General features: G+C 62.9%; 14 protein-coding genes. 6 read left to right on the forward strand and 8 right to left on the reverse strand.

Features of this window, described 5'->3' with window-relative positions:
- Positions 1 to 7: 7 nt before the first annotated feature.
- Positions 8 to 2329, reverse strand: a complete 2322-nt coding sequence (locus tag ACVMDN_RS28260; RefSeq protein WP_076830542.1) for a molybdopterin guanine dinucleotide-containing S/N-oxide reductase — start codon at positions 2327 to 2329, stop codon at positions 8 to 10.
- A 433-nt stretch (positions 2330 to 2762) separates the two neighbouring features.
- Between ACVMDN_RS28260 and ACVMDN_RS28265 the strand changes: the two genes are divergently transcribed.
- Together ACVMDN_RS28265 and ACVMDN_RS28270 are read left to right on the forward strand one after the other, a co-directional pair.
- Complete coding sequence (locus ACVMDN_RS28265; protein ID WP_076830540.1) at positions 2763 to 3422, forward strand: hypothetical protein; 660 nt, start codon at positions 2763 to 2765, stop codon at positions 3420 to 3422.
- Positions 3419 to 3685, forward strand: a complete 267-nt coding sequence (locus tag ACVMDN_RS28270) for an HGGxSTG domain-containing protein (RefSeq protein ID WP_076830537.1) — start codon at positions 3419 to 3421, stop codon at positions 3683 to 3685. The genes ACVMDN_RS28265 and ACVMDN_RS28270 overlap by 4 nt, the downstream gene beginning before the upstream one ends.
- A gap of 949 nt (positions 3686 to 4634) precedes the next feature.
- Here ACVMDN_RS28270 and ligD read toward each other — a convergent pair.
- The gene (ligD, locus tag ACVMDN_RS28275; protein WP_076830458.1) at positions 4635 to 5558 is read right to left on the reverse strand and encodes a non-homologous end-joining DNA ligase; all 924 of its coding nucleotides are present in this window, start codon (positions 5556 to 5558) and stop codon (positions 4635 to 4637) included.
- A 122-nt stretch (positions 5559 to 5680) separates the two neighbouring features.
- Between ligD and ACVMDN_RS28280 the strand changes: the two genes are divergently transcribed.
- Positions 5681 to 5911 carry a DUF3606 domain-containing protein gene (locus ACVMDN_RS28280; protein ID WP_076830497.1) on the forward strand — a complete coding sequence of 77 codons (231 nt, stop codon included), beginning with the start codon at positions 5681 to 5683 and terminating at the stop codon, positions 5909 to 5911.
- Positions 5912 to 6225: 314 nt separating this feature from the next.
- Here ACVMDN_RS28280 and ACVMDN_RS28285 read toward each other — a convergent pair whose 3' ends face one another.
- The 3 genes from ACVMDN_RS28285 to ACVMDN_RS28295 all read right to left on the reverse strand — a co-directional run bounded on the left by ACVMDN_RS28285 (position 6226) and on the right by ACVMDN_RS28295 (position 6968).
- The gene (locus ACVMDN_RS28285; protein ID WP_141340039.1) at positions 6226 to 6405 is read right to left on the reverse strand and encodes a hypothetical protein; all 180 of its coding nucleotides are present in this window, start codon (positions 6403 to 6405) and stop codon (positions 6226 to 6228) included.
- A gap of 103 nt (positions 6406 to 6508) precedes the next feature.
- Complete coding sequence (locus ACVMDN_RS28290; protein WP_057019190.1) at positions 6509 to 6700, reverse strand: hypothetical protein; 192 nt, start codon at positions 6698 to 6700, stop codon at positions 6509 to 6511.
- Positions 6701 to 6725: 25 nt separating this feature from the next.
- The gene (locus ACVMDN_RS28295) at positions 6726 to 6968 is read right to left on the reverse strand and encodes a hypothetical protein (RefSeq protein WP_141340038.1); all 243 of its coding nucleotides are present in this window, start codon (positions 6966 to 6968) and stop codon (positions 6726 to 6728) included.
- Between the two features lie 1812 nt (positions 6969 to 8780).
- Here ACVMDN_RS28295 and ACVMDN_RS28300 point away from each other — a divergent pair.
- Entirely contained in the window at positions 8781 to 8939 is a 159-nt protein-coding gene (locus tag ACVMDN_RS28300; RefSeq protein WP_200844582.1) for a sigma factor-like helix-turn-helix DNA-binding protein, read from the forward strand.
- Positions 8940 to 9279: 340 nt separating this feature from the next.
- On the opposite strand, the gene ACVMDN_RS28305 is transcribed toward ACVMDN_RS28300, so the two are convergent.
- The 3 genes from ACVMDN_RS28305 to ACVMDN_RS28315 all read right to left on the reverse strand — a co-directional run bounded on the left by ACVMDN_RS28305 (position 9280) and on the right by ACVMDN_RS28315 (position 10382).
- Positions 9280 to 9486, reverse strand: a complete 207-nt coding sequence (locus ACVMDN_RS28305) for a hypothetical protein (protein WP_057019187.1) — start codon at positions 9484 to 9486, stop codon at positions 9280 to 9282.
- 174 nt (positions 9487 to 9660) lie between these two features.
- Positions 9661 to 9870, reverse strand: a complete 210-nt coding sequence (locus ACVMDN_RS28310; RefSeq protein WP_141340037.1) for a hypothetical protein — start codon at positions 9868 to 9870, stop codon at positions 9661 to 9663.
- Positions 9871 to 9968: 98 nt separating this feature from the next.
- Positions 9969 to 10382, reverse strand: a complete 414-nt coding sequence (locus ACVMDN_RS28315; protein WP_076830452.1) for a hypothetical protein — start codon at positions 10380 to 10382, stop codon at positions 9969 to 9971.
- 364 nt (positions 10383 to 10746) lie between these two features.
- Between ACVMDN_RS28315 and ACVMDN_RS28320 the strand changes: the two genes are divergently transcribed.
- Together ACVMDN_RS28320 and ACVMDN_RS28325 are read left to right on the forward strand one after the other, a co-directional pair.
- Positions 10747 to 11865, forward strand: coding sequence for a glycoside hydrolase family protein (locus ACVMDN_RS28320; RefSeq protein WP_076830449.1), 1119 nt, complete (start codon positions 10747 to 10749; stop codon positions 11863 to 11865).
- A 321-nt stretch (positions 11866 to 12186) separates the two neighbouring features.
- On the forward strand, positions 12187 to 14496 hold the full coding sequence (locus tag ACVMDN_RS28325; protein WP_076830443.1) for a tetratricopeptide repeat protein: 2310 nt from the start codon (positions 12187 to 12189) through the stop codon (positions 14494 to 14496).
- The last annotated feature ends 151 nt before the right edge of the window (positions 14497 to 14647 follow it).

Consider the following 14647-nt stretch of genomic DNA (forward strand, 5'->3'; position numbering starts at 1 on the left):
CGCAAAATTACGCCGGATCGAACGCGCGGATCGGCGGCAGATTGCCGTTGAACCGCTCGACCTCGACGCTGGTGAGCTGGCCGGTGCAGCCCTGCGCGAAGGATGACGTGCCGATGTCGCGAGTCAGCACGTTCGGATTGCCGTGCACGCAGAGCGGCGCATCCTCCTCGGGGTCCATCGGATCGTACCAGGCGCCGGTCGGCAGCTGCACCACGCCGGGCGCGATGCCGTCGGTGACATGCACCGCGGCAAGGCAGGCGCCGCGCGCGTTGAAGATGCGGATGATGTCGCCGTCGGCGATCCCGCGCGGCTCGGCGTCGCGCGGGTTCATGCGCGCGACCTCGCGGCCGCGATACTTGGCGTCAAGCGAATGGCCGCCGAAATCGAGCTGGCTGTGCAGGCGCGTCACCGGCTGGTTGGCGACGAGGAAGAACGGCGCGCCCGGCGTCGGCGTGTCTGATTTCTCGAGCCAGACCGGATGGCCCGGACAGTCCGCATCGCCGTGGCTAGCGATCTTCTGCGAGAAGATCTCGATGCGGCCGCTCGGCGTCGGCAGCGGGCGCGCGAGGGGGTCCTCGCGAAAACGGCGCAGCGAGCCGCCGTCGTCGAGATGCTGCGGCACCACCTGGCTGCCGCGCTCCCAGAATTCGTCGAAGCTCGGCGCCTCGAGCCCGCGCGCGGCGAGCGCCTTGCGGGTCGGCTCAAAGAGATGTTCCAGCCACTCTCGCGACGTGCGTCCCTCGGTGAAGGGCTCGCGGGCCCCTAACCGCTCGGCGAGATCGGCGAAGATCTCGTAGTCGTCGCGCGCAAGGCCGAACGGCTCGGCGATCCGGTGCATCGCGACCATCAAGGGATCGTTGCTGGAATAGCCGATGTCCTCGCGCTCCAGCGTCATGGTCGAGGGCAGCACGATGTCGGCGTGGCGGGCGGTGGCGGTCCAGGCCAGCTCATGCACCACCAGCGTGTCGAGCCGCGCAAACGCCTTGCGCAGGCGGTTGAGGTCCTGGTGATGGTGGAACGGATTGCCGCCGGCCCAATAGACGAGGCGGATATCCGGATAGGTCCGCGTCTCGCCATTGTAGCGATAGCTGGTGCCGGGATTGAGCAGCATGTCGGCGATGCGCGCCACCGGAATGAAGTCGGCGACGCCGTTGCGGCCCTGCCCGAGCGTCGGTCCCGGCACCGCATTGACGCGGCGGCCGTAATAGCCGATCGCGCCGAGCGAATAGGCGTAGCCGCCACCGGGCAGGCCGATCTGGCCGAGCGCCGCCGCCAGCACCATGCCCATCCACACCGGCTGCTCGCCATGCTCGGCGCGCTGCAACGAATGCGACACGGTGATCAGCGCTCTGCGGCCGGCAAGCCGGCGCGCGAGCGTCTTGATGGTGCCGGCATCGATGCCGCAGATCGCCGCGGCCCATTCGGCACTCTTGGGCTGACCGTCGCTCTCGCCGGTCAGATAGCGCAAAAACACTGGCCAGCCCTCGGTGTAGCGATCGAGGAAGGCCTGATCGTGCAGACCCTCGCCGACGAGCGTATGGACGATGCCGAGCATCAGCGCGGTGTCGGTGCCGGGCGTGGCCGTCAGCCATTCGGCGCCGGCCTCGACGGGGAGATCGTCGCGCAGCGGGCTGACCAGGACGAACTGGCAGCCGCGCCGCTGCGCGGCTGCCATCGCGCCGCGCTCGACATGCTTGCTGATCGACCCGCCGGCCACCATCGAGTTCTTCAGCGCCATGCCGCCGAACGCCAGCACGATGTCGGTCTCGGCCGCGATCTGCTCCCAGGTGACGTTGCGCTTGGTGATGTCCTCGTAGCCGGTCAGGATCTGCGGCAGCAGCACCGATGACGCGCCCGAGGAATAGGTGTTCACCGAGCGGACATAGCCGCCCATGGCGATGTTGAGGAAGCGGTGCACCTGGCTCTGCGCGTGATGGAAACGGCCCGCGCTCGACCAGCCGTAGGAGCCACCGAATACCGCGCTGGGGCCGATCGTGTCGCGGATCCGCGTCAGCTCGCCGCCGAGCAGATCGAGCGCCTGCTCCCAGCTCACCGAGACGAAGTCATCGCGGCCGCGCCGATCGTCTGGGCCCGGCCCGCGCTCGAGCCAGCCGCGGCGGATCGCAGGCTGCGCGATGCGCGCCTGGTGGCGCAGCGCGCCGGGGAAATTGTTGATGATGCGGTTCGGATCGGGATCGGCGGCATAGGGCCTGACTTCGAGACCCGCCTTGCCGAGCCGCGCCGAGAACACGCCCCAATGCGAGGTGTGCGGCTTGAAACCGTCGGACAAATCGAGGCCGGGATCGGGGTGGCCAATGGTCTCGCTCATCGATGCTCCTTCATCCCAGGCCGGTTCATCCGAGGCCGGCACCTCGCCGCGCCGTCGCAACGTCCCCGCCAGTATAATGATCCAATCGGCGCACGGTACCCGCTAACACGGATCGCACCGTGCCTTGCCGGCATGACTGCGGGCGACGGCGGCGGAACTTCCCACTGGGGCCGTGCCGCCAAAATATCGAAAACAACCCCATGCAAAGGGCGCCGGGCGGCCGCCGGCGCCCGACAACGCCACTTGACGCGTCGGGCAAATCAGGGATACATTTCCAATATTCCGAAATCGTGCAAGTGCCCCGTCGCCCGCAACAGCAGGCGCGACGGATGCACGTGAGACCGAAACCCCTCCCCACAATCGACATCGCACCGGCTGCCGCAGCGAGCGATCGTCTGCGCGCTTGCCACGCGCATTCCAGGGACTACCCGACATGGATACTGCACCCGACATCACCGTGCCGACGATGCCCGCCGCACCCGGCCCGACCCAGGCTGCCGCAGCCCCGCGGATCAAATTCTCCTCGCATGGCTTCCGCATCGACCATCCTGATCCGGAGCTCGGCGCACGGCTGATGGCGAACGCACTTGGAGTCGCCGACCGCGACGCGATGGACGGCATCCTGCGGCAATTGGTCAAGGCCAGCGTGAGCGGCGGCAAGCCCTGCGAGGTCAACCTCGCCTTCATGATCTCGATGGTGAGAAGCATCGGTCCGCGGGATTCCGTCGAGGCCATGCTGGTGGCGCAGATGGTGTCGGTTCATGTGATGGCAATGCGATGCGCCCATCACCTCGCGCATGCCAAGGACCTCGCCCAGCACGACAGCGCCGCGCGCGCATTGGGCCGGCTCGCCCGCACCTTTCCCGCCCAGATCGAGGCGCTGAACCGCCACCGCAGCCATGGCGAGCCCGCCATCACCGTACAGAACGTCAAGGTCGAGGACGGCGGCAACGCCATCGTCGGCACCGTCACGCAGCATGCGAGCGTGATCGTGTCCGAGAACAGCCCGGCATCCGCGGCGCGGGCACTGAGGCCCGCGGGCGCGAGGCGACGGCGGAATTCCACCGATGCGGCGCGGGACGCACAGGCATGAGCGGCCACATCCAAACGACCGGCCCGATGCTGGCCAGCCGGCGTTGCGGCGCCAGGACTCGCTGCGGCAGTTCTTGCCGCGCGCCGGCGGTGCGCGGCAAGACGCGCTGCCGCATGCACGGCGGCGCAAAGGGTTCCGGCGCGCCTCGGGCGAACCGGAATGCGCGCAAGCATGGCCTGTTCACTCGGCAAGCGATCGCCGAGCGAAGGCAGATCCGGGCGTTGTTGGGAGACGTGCGGAGGATGCTGGAGGGGATGAAGTGATTGCGTTCCGCAAATGGCCGCACGCCTCAACGACCAACGGGCCGCCGGGCGCGAAATCCCGCTGGCCCATTCCCGCTAAAGCATGATCCGGAAAAGTGCGAGGCGGTTTTCCCTGCGACAAACGCGAAGCGTTTGCGCGGAGATCATGCTCAAACAAAGAGCTAAAGCGCGATGACGATTCAACCTAATCTCATCGCGCTTTAATGGATCATGAGGGCTGCGGCGATGCCGAACGCCGTGAGCGTTGCAACGGCCAAACTCATCAGGGTTATCGCTACAGGCCTCGGCATACGTTTAAACCCGCTGACGCAGTAAAAGCTTGCCGGTTGCCGGACATTGCGCGTTCCGCGAAGACAACGCACCCCGTAGCGGCCCCGCGAGCAAAGATCCGGATTCCCGGCGATCAGTGCACGAAAGCCAGCATCAGCGCAAAGGTGACCAGCGCGTAAGTGCTGGTGACGGTGATGCCCAAATACAGACGCTCCATTGCGGCCTCCTGCCCTCAAGGCGCCGCCCCCGCACGATCAACTTAGCGCCCGCTCCGGCCCCGGGCAGCTGGAATTCCGGGTCATGGTAAATCTACGGGACCGTCCATCCGGGCTAGCCCCTGCAAGCTGCCGGCGCCAACCCTGTGGGCTCCTTGCATCCGACTGAGGAAGTAACCCTCTCTTTCCAATTGCCGGCCTGTCGGGCTTATCACCGTCCAGAAGGTTAAGGTGGAGGACGGCGGCAACGCCATCGTCGGCAACGTCACAGCCAAGCCTCGCTTATTCGTCTGGTTGGAAGCCCTCCGGCATTCGAGGGGGACCGTCATCATTCGGCCGATTGCAGGCCGGACAGGGCGCACCGGCGCCTCCGCAAGCGCAGGCGTGCGGACCGGTCCAGGGCTGGTCCTGATGGTTCTCACACACCCATCTTGTGTCGTCGCAAAAAATACAGCGAGGCTTGCTCATAGATCTTCTCGCACCCCACGAAAGAACGGATGCCGCACCTTGCCCTCGGCAGATTTGGCGCGATACTCGATCTCGGCCAGTACCTTCGGCTCAACCCATACGCCCTTGTGCTTGATGCGCTTGGTGTAGGGCTGCGTCTTGCGGATCAGCGGCGTCAGGCGTTTGCGGAGATCGGCGGCCGAGGCCTTGTCGAAGCCGTGGTCGACCTTGCCGGCGTAGATCAGCTCATTGCCCTTGCGCCGGCCGACGTAAATTCCGTCCCATTCGTTGTCGTCCAGTGCAAAGCCGGCGATGGTCAACGTCTCGCGCTGGGCGCAGGTTTTCTTGACCCAGTCGCGGCTGCGGGTGCCGGTCGGATAGGCGCTATCCGCCACCTTCGACACCACGCCTTCATAGCCGAGCCTACAGGCATGCGCGAACATCTTGGGGCCGTCCACCTCGAAGCTTTCGCTGAACTGGACCTCGGTGCCAGCGACGAGCTTCTTCAGCAGCGCTTTGCGCTCCTTCAGCGGCAGCTTCCGGAGATCGCGGCCATTGAGATAGAGCAGGTCGAAGGCCACCATCACGATCCTGGTCGACTTACCGCGCAGCTCGTTCTGCAGCACGGAGAAGTCGGTCGTGCCGTCTGGTGAGGGAACGACGATCTCGCCGTCGATGATGGCTGATGATGCGGAAATGTGCCAGGCGTCTTGGACCACCTTCTTGAAGCGCCTGGTCCAGTCGTTGCCGCGCCGGGTGTAGATCTTCACGTCTTCATTAGCGATGTGAGTCTGAACCCGGTAGCCGTCGAACTTGATCTCGTGAATCCAGCGTGTGCCGCTCGGCACCTTCTCGATCGGCGATGCCAGGGCCGGCGCGATGAAGCCGGGAAAGAGCGCCTTGGTCCCGATCGCCTCGGGCTTCCTACGCTGAAACGCCACAACGCAACTCCACAAACAATAAGCTGATTCAAACTGGCGCAATCGCAATCGTTCCGACGCGGGTCCGCAAATGGAACGGTCGATCATAAACCGAGTTGGCCCTCATCGACAGGGAGGCCGGAATGGCAAAGAAAGCGAAGAAGCAGACCGCGCGCGGTCGCAAGCAGGACCGAGCGCGCGTCGCCGGCGGGCAGGATTACGAAGTGCGCTATGAGGCGAAGAAGACCGGCAAGTCGGCCGCATCGGTGAAGAAGACCGTCAAGAAGGTCGGCACCAGCCGCAAGCGAGTTGAGCGTCGGCTCGGGTCGGCGATGAAAAGGTCGTTAGGAACGGCACCTTCGAAGCGACGTTAGCAATGTGCTGCTCGCGGCAGAGCGGCATCATGGATGAAAGTGCCCCGGCTCTTGCCCCCGAAGACCGGGGCACATTCTCGATCAGTTTGAGCGGCCCCGGCTGGCACCTCGCTGGGGCACCGAATCGGCCTCGGCATGTCCTCTCGCTGGGGCCGTTTCGCTTCGGGGAACAAGCAGGAGTCCAGAGGCCGTTTCGCGAGAGTAAACAGCCCGCTCCTTTGTCTCGGTGGCCGTCAGCCGCAAGCGCGTCGATCGTTGGCCGAGTTGCGGTGCCGGTCGGAGTTAGGGCCTGGTCGGCAGCAATCAACCGGTGCTCATTCGATCCCGAAAGCGCGCTCGTTCGGAAGCGGAATCGGCTCATGGTGACTTCGTCCCAGAAACGTGTCGGGCTTGGGCAACCCCAGCGCAGCGTTGGCTCGGGCGAGGAGATCGTCCGCTGACCTGCGCAGCCGTTCGAGTTCAATCTGCAAATTCGTTGGGCGGTAAACAAGCATTGCCGGCTCCGAATAACTGGACTGCTCGTACAGGATTGAGCGTAGGCCTGAATATTTCTCGGAGCAAGGGCTTAGATGACCGGCCTCGCCGCTCGGCTCGGATCTAATGGGTCGTGGGCGCGGATATAGTCCCAATGATTTGCATGTCTTCTTTCCGCACGGTTACGCGGCGTCCCGTCTCGGCAGCGATCTTTCGGGCGGCTCGCATCGCGGAATCCTCGTCCGTCAGTTCGAGCAGGATGATGCTGCCTGTTCCCGAGAACGCGTCAGGGTTCAAGAGTTCGATGATGAACAATGGTCCCCCCTCCGGACGATCATTTTCACCGCGCGTTTATAGCGGCCTTGACGCACCGCGATTGCGCAGGATCATCCGATCTCGCACGAATCTGGTTCGTCAGCGCCTGCGCTATGATCTCGGCTTTTTCCTTGGTCAGCTTCTCGGCAAAGGGGCCATTTTTCTTTATCTGTGCCGGTCCTTTGAGTTCGCTGTCGTAGACCATCCAGCCAATGCTTCCTTGCCGAACGAGGAAACGGCCTCGCATCGGGCGTTCAATAAATTCCATTGCAACCATCCACCTGTGAAACGCAAGTTCACCGATTAGCTTGCAGGATGGTGTGCTCCGCATTGAACTATGTGAATCGTTGCGATCAACTTTGGACAAGCACCGCTCGCGCTTTCCGCGGCGAACTGAAAACGGCCCCAACGAGGGGGCCGCCAACCCGAGCGATACGGGTTTTCTTCCAGGCAGTCGGGGGGCACCTTGGCTGACCAGAAGCGCCAATTAGACGCTCTTGTCCTCTCGATGGTTCCTTGCCTACTGCGCATATTTTGGGAGAAACTGGCGGTCGCACAGGAGCGTGCTAGCAATAGCTCCGTCGGGTCGCGCCCCGGCAATATCGGACGACTGGGCCTCAGCAACGGCGTTTCGGCGTGCTGGGGCCTTTTTGCGATTACCTAAAGGGGGCGCCATCGAATTGCTAGGAAGTCGCCATCTCGCCAGACGAGCTGACACGAACTTCGGCTAGCTAAGGGCTTCAAGAGATTAACACATGCAAGTGCCGGAACTTTCGTCGCCAGCATGATCCGGTGAACCTGCCTCCAACAACACAGACCGGAATCAGGTAGCGGCTCCAGCACCGGCCTCCCGGCCCCCAGAGGTGCTGGGGCCGTTTTTACAATTAAGGGGTAATCCAAGGTGCCGTCGGCGTTTGTCGCATTCCCCGGTAATATGCAGTGCGCTCTCGGACATGAGCGCGCGTGGGGACGGCTCTGGCGCGCACGCTAGCCCCGCAAAGCGCCGGAGCCGTCTCACGGCGGCGACGGGTGCTATCCTACATGAGATGGATCACCGGCTCATAGCGGTCCAGATGCGCGGACCGAGGCTGGGGCTAATAACCGGCTCGTGGTGATCGCCAACAGAGCCAGACGGCCGAGCGCCGTCAGCCAAGCGCGGGCCATCGCCCTCGCTGAGGGCATTTTCTTGGGCCAAGAAAAAAGCCCGGCGCGAGCGTGGTCGGCTTTCTCTTGGGCGGATGCGAAAATGAAAGAGGCCGCCAACGGAGGCGGCCGTAGCCCAAATTGGGTCATTCCGTCATTTGGTCGCTCCAGATGCGTTCGCCGCATTTGCATTCCATGAGCCGCACGGTTTTCCCGCCGACAGGATCGAGGAAGGCACGGACGAGTTCGGGGATGTCAGAGCATCTGGGGCACTGCTGCCAGTTCATGGCTTTGTGCGGCGTCGTTCGCTGATCTAGAGTGGGCTGGTTCACTTCAGTTCTCGATGCGCTCTTAGTGGACTCCTTAAGTTACAAAGTGAACAGTTGTTCCTGGGTTGCGCCGCGAATCCTAAAAAGGCATGGAACACCTTGGAGCATGCTGTTCCAGCCAAAGGCCTTTGTTTGCCTCGAAAAGCGCTAGCTCTAACCGGAACGACCGAAGGCCGGCCTCGGCGAGATGGCGTCGCCTCTGTTCACGCACCAGGATCGCATATCAATGGCTCGCTGAGCGCGATCCAATAACGCTATCGTCTCTTCGCTGAATGGCTGGCTCATGGCGCAGCTCCTCCTTGCAGGCGGGAGCGCGCTCGGTCTTCAGCCACCGACGCCTACGGACAAAGCCTTCGCCGGTGATCGCGGGACAATGAGCCAGTGCAGCAAGCCTGGCAAGTTGATTTACTGTCCACCCGCGCCGGTCATCCCTTTCGGGACGACCGACGGCGAGCTTTGGGCCGGGCATCCCGTGCTAAGGGAGATACTGTCCTAATTAGGACACTCGACCGAACAAACGAGAAGGACCGGCAAATCCCGGGAAGATGAGATGACCAGGATGTGCAATTGGTACTGGCATTTCAGGACGAAACAATTCGGAGAACATCTTGCCAGCTTGGGCCGAAGAGGAAGAGCAGCGCCTGCTACAGATGATCCGCGAGACCGAGCTGACCCAGCGCGAGATCGCCCAGAAACTCGGCCGCACAGAGGCCGCAGTCAGCGCCCGACTGACGATAATGAGGAAGCGTCTCGCGGCGGGGAGCTAGGCTCGCTCAACAGCTTCTTCCCGCGAAGAATCTTCACTTAAGATAAGGCCGGAACCTAGATGGGACACGGCTCCTGACACGCCTAAGTAAATGCGAACACCAAGGCCGCGGCGCAAGCTCTCCATATGTTCAGGTTCAGTCACGGCGACGGCGTCGAGTACAGCCTCATGGCGTTGGTGGCGATATCGTTCGTAGCGCTCATCGTAGGCGTCGGCGCCCTGTTTATGTGATGAGCCTGCCATCTCATGGATGATCCAACCGTCTTGGCCTCAGCGTGTACCCCCTCGCTGGAGCCATTCTTTGGGGCGCCAGCCTAACGGTGCTATCCCGCCGCCGAAAATCAAACCGGCAGCTCGATACCTCGCAGCTTGAGCAGGTCCTCGATCTCAATGGCCCGCCGGGCTTCGCGCGCTTTTTTCAGCAAATGCTCGCGCTCTGCTCCGGGGGGAAGACCTGCCGCTTTCGCCCTCGATTCCTGAGCAAGCCGGTCAAGCCGAGCGGTGAGCGACAACGTTTGTATCGTCCGTTTGCGCCGTTTCTTTACCATGACAGTTCGCCTGACATTCCAACTAGCGACCGTCAGAACACCAGCCGCACGGGCTCGCATTGTCCTGGGATAATCTAGGCGCTCGAAATTTTTTCATCCGTTAGGAACTGACGCGCCGGTGCTTTTTGAGCGAACAGGTCTCAGCTTGAATTTCGCAGCGGGTGGTCAGCCACTTTAAGACCGGGCCAGATTGGCAGGTCGCCTGCCTTCGGGATGCTTGTCGATTGTCCGCTTCGCTGCAGCGATCGCTTCTTGAGTACGTTGGTAGGTCATTGTTCTGATGGTTTGGCCGCCGGCGATCGGCGTGACTTCGACCAAGAACCCACCGCCGGGTTGCTCGATAATCACCAATCGGTGCGCTAGATATTCAAATTCGTCAGTCACGTTAGTGAACTCGTTCTGGATTTCGGAACAAGCGGGTAAGGCCTGGAATGTTCCAATAGTGAGGTGGGACTTTGGGCGCAGCATGCTCTGCGACGGTGTCAGCGCTCTCCCGGCCACCAGGTTGAGGGCGGGTTCATGGCGGAGATCTTAGTCGTCCGCAGTACCACAAGATGGCTGCGCTTGAACGGGTAGCCGGAGCGTCGCGAGCACAGCTTGCAGCGCATATAGCGCTCCAGCTCGTGGATCGGCGTCCACTTCGGCCGCCTCACGATATCGAGCGCGACCGTCTGATGCGTCTCGCAGCCGAGGCATTTCACTTCGAGGTAGCGGAAACCGGCGTTGAGTGCATCGCCGAGCGCGGGCGACGGCTGGGCGGGCCCCTGAAAAGCGAGCATGCGGGCGTTCCATGCCCGGCAGGCCGCACCATCCGCCTCGAGCCGAGCCTCCTTGGCGCGCTCGGCCAGATGCCTGACCGTCGCTCCGAACAAGTACTCCCGAGATTTAGAGCCCATGCTGGTCACAAAAGCCGGATTCTCCTGTCGTTGCAAATTCCCAAGATATGGTCGCGCGGAACCGGTCCTGAGTACAGAAATCAGGCCGGTCAGTCGTTGTACTGGTTGCAGTCGGCGGCAGCGAGTCGATCGTTGTGCAATACGATCTGATCTCCGCCGTGGCAGCGATTTCAAGAAGACTCTGCAGCGGCCGCAACCTCGACTGCGAGCACCGCCGGTAACTGATCCGCCGACGCATCCTGCGCGTTTCAATCCGAGGCCCGCGTCATTTTCAGAAACAAATCTCCGGGCGAAACGAGCGCCCGAGTGTGTCATCACAACGGAATTGTTTGCTCGATAGACGGCACGACCCAGGATAAATTTCATGATTGTGCGGGGACTTGTTTTCGTCATCCTCACGCTTTTCCCGGCAGGCGCAATTGCCAGAAGCTGGTTTCTCAATGGCGTCGGGAGCAGCGGCATTTATCACATCTGGGAGTTCGGCGACGACGGCCTGGTGTCGAGCCTGACGCCGGCGCTGTCGCCGCCCGATGGCGTTCTTCATTTGGCGTGGCCATCCGCGATCGCGCCGGATGCGCATACAAGGCGTCTTTATGCGTCAGCCTATACGACGGGCTGGTTTCAGCTGCGGCTCTGGACGTCGACGAACGAAGGAGCCTGGATTCCGCAGGGAATCGCCCTTCAGTCGGACGCGTCCGAGCCCGGCGGGATCGGCCCGGCGCAGGTGGTGTATGAGCCTGGAGCAGCCGAGCCGTACATGATCTATTACCTCGACCGCGCGGCGAAGCAGATCAAGCTTGCGACCAGCGTTGACGGCATGACGTTCACGCGCCACGGCGCCGTGATCACGCCCTCACTGCCCGAGGAAGCGTCCGGGCTGTCGATCAGCTATGCCTGTCGGCGCGCGAACGGCGAATATGTCATCTTCTATCACGGCTACTACAACAACACGCAGAACGCCGTCGCGCTGGTTGCCACGGCAGATGGCCCGCACGGCCCGTTCACGAAGAAGACCGTCATTGCGCGGCCGGATGGTTTTGCGTCGACGCTTTCCGCCCACCGTCTCAATGCAACCGCCACCGCTGATGTCGCGGTGCCGCTGGGGATTCCCCTGCTGGTCGGTGGCGGCACGGCACGACAGGAGGCCAACGTCGCAATCAAGCAGGATGAGACCACGATCTGGTTCGAGCGGCCATTCGTGTTCGATCACGCTTCGGATCGTCTGGTTTCGGTCTCGCGAAACAAGGTGGAGCTGTCCTACGCCCAGGAGCAGCCGGACGGCAGCTGGCGCGGCGTCTTCTCGCTCTACAATCCAGATCCTGGCGTCGCTTCAGAATATACGACGGAGGGCAGCGCCCGATCCCTGACCGCGCCATGGTCGTATGCGAGAACCGGGTTTCGCTTCAAGCCATGGTATCGCGGCGGGGAAAATTCGACCGAGAACCCGACGCCGCTGCTCAGCAACGACGCGTGTTCGAGCTAGAATGGCAGGCGCATCGTGAACGCCGGCCTTAATGCTCCGGACGATGCCCCCGCTTCCGGCGACACGGTTCGGCTGCGGCCGACGAGACAGCCGCCGGGCTGACCGAGGACCATCCGCTTCAGCCCGACTATTGGTGGAGCTGTTCCTGGAGCTGTTCCTGGAGCTGTTCCTGGAGCTGTTCCTGGAGGCCGTTGCGCAATCGAGGACGATCTGCCAGTTTTCAACCTTTGATCAACGGGCGATCCCTATCGCGGGCACAGGATGCGACAGGTCTGCCAGCGTGAGGCCAGGATCCGGACACGGAGCGCGTGAAGACGTCTGATGCCCGAAACAGGTGAATTTCAAGAATCCAGTTCGGCCGCCTTGCAGCGCGCCTTCGCGCAGGCCGTCGCGCTGCATCAGCGAGGGCAGCTCGCGGCAGCAGAGAAGATCTATGAAGACATGCTCCGACAGCAGCCGGACAACTTCGATGCGCTGCATCTGCTGGGCCTGATTTCGGCGCAGACCGGCCGCAGCGAGCGCGGCGTCGACCTGATCCGGCGCGCGATCAGGCTCAACGGCAACGTCGCGGACGCGCACAGCAACCTCGGCAACGCGCTGCGCGCGTTGCGCCGCTTCGACGAAGCGCTCGCGAGCTTCGATGTGGCGGTCGCGCTCAGGCAAAACCTTGCGCCGGCGCTCTATAATCGCGGAATCACGCTTGCGGACCTCGGGCGCCACGAGGAGGCGCTCGCAAGCTACGATCGCGTGCTCGCGCTCGTGCCCGACCATGCGGATGCCCATCGAAACAGGGGCGCCGCGCTGAGAAAGCTGCAGCGGCCCGAGGAGGCGCTGGCGAGCCTGGACAGGGCGATTGCGCTCAAGCCCAACGACGCCGGTGCACACAACGATCGCGGCAACGTGCTCAACGACCTCAAACGGTTCGATGATGCGCTCGCGAGCTACGACCGGGCGCCGGGAATTCCCGGCGCGTGCTACAATCGCGGCAACGTGCTGGTCGAACTGGATCGTCTCGAAGAGGCAGTTGCAAGTTACGACAAGGCGATCGCCCTGCGGCCCGACTATGCCGAAGCCTACAACAACCGCGGCTCGGCGCTGTTCAGGCTCAGGCATCATGAGGCGGCGCTCGCCAGCATCGACAAGTCGATCCGGCACAAGGGCGACGATGCGGCTGCTTACGCCAACCGCGGCAAGGTTCTATCCGTTCTGGCGCGCTACCCCGAGGCACTCGCCGCCTATGACAAGGCCGTCGCGCTCAAACCGGACCAGGCCGACATCGAAGGCTATCGTCTGCACGCCAAATCCCACATTTGCGACTGGGCCGGCTTTGACGCCGAGTGCGACCGACTTGTCGAGTTGATCAGGACCCGGAACGCGACGACGCCGCCATTTCTGTTTTGTAGCGTTCCTTCATCGACCGCCGACCAACTGCTGTGCGCCACGCGATGGACCGCGAAGAATCATCCGCCGTCCATAAGCCAGCGCTGGCGGGGCGAGCGCTACCATCACGATCGAATTCGCATCGGCTATTTCTCGTCGGATTTCTGCAACCACGCGACATCGCTCTTGATGGCAGGGATGTTCGAGTGCCACGACCGGTCGAAATTCGAGACGGTGGCAATCTCATGGTCGCCCAACGCCCCCTCGGAGATGCGTCAACGGCTGGAGGCGTCGTTCGATCGATTTGTCGAGGTCCGGGACATCAACGACGATGAGGTCGCCGACCTGATCAGACAATTGGAAATCGACATCCTGGTCGATCTGAAAGGCTTTACCGGGGGATCCCGCACCAGAGTCCTCGGCCGCCGACCCGCCCCCATCCAGGTCAATTATCTGGGCTATCCGGGAACGCTCGGTGCCCCGTTCATCGATTACATCATCGCCGACCGTACGGTGATTCCGGATCACCATCGCGAATTCTACAGCGAAAAGGTGGTCGCCCTGCCCGACAGCTATCAGGCCAACGACGACAAGCGCGTCATTGCCGATCGCGTGTTCACGCGCGGCGACGTGGGGCTGGCGCCGACGGGCTTCGTGTTCTGCTGCTTCAACAACAACTACAAGATCACGCCTGACATGTTCGATCGGTGGATGAGGATTCTCGGCCGCGTCGAGGGCAGCATGTTGTGGCTCCTCGAAGCCAACGCCGACTCTGCCGCAAATTTGCGAAAGGAGGCGGTCGCGCGTGGCGTCGCTGCGGAGCGCCTTGTGTTCGCACCGCGTATGTCGTCACCCGACCATCTCGCACGCCATCGCCTCGCCGGCCTGTTCCTCGACAGCACGCCCTACAACGCCCACACCACCGCCAGCGATGCGCTATGGGCCGGCCTGCCGGTGCTGACCATTCTCGGCGACACGTTTGCGAGCCGGGTCGCGGCGAGCTTGCTCCATGCGGTCGGCCTGCCCGAGCTCATTGCGGAATCTCCGGAGGCTTATGAGCGCATGGCGGTCGATCTTGCGACCGATCCTTCGAGGCTCGCGGCGCTCAGCACCAGGCTGGCGGCCAACCGGCTGACGGCGCCGTTGTTCGATACCAAACGTTTCACCCGGCATATCGAGGCCGCCTACACCACGATGTATGCGCGTCACCGGGCGGGCATTGCGCCGGACCATATCGTCGTCCCGGCGTGATCGTTGCTGCCTGACGGCAGTCGCTCGTCAGCGGAGCGCTGAGAGCGAAGTCAATCCCTTGACGGCCGGCCGGTCGAGACAATAGATGACAATCATCATATAACGACCCGACGCCCGGGCAGGTTCGAATCCCGGCCATGCCGGTTCGCAC

Source organism: Bradyrhizobium sp. USDA 4510 (genome assembly GCF_054059095.1).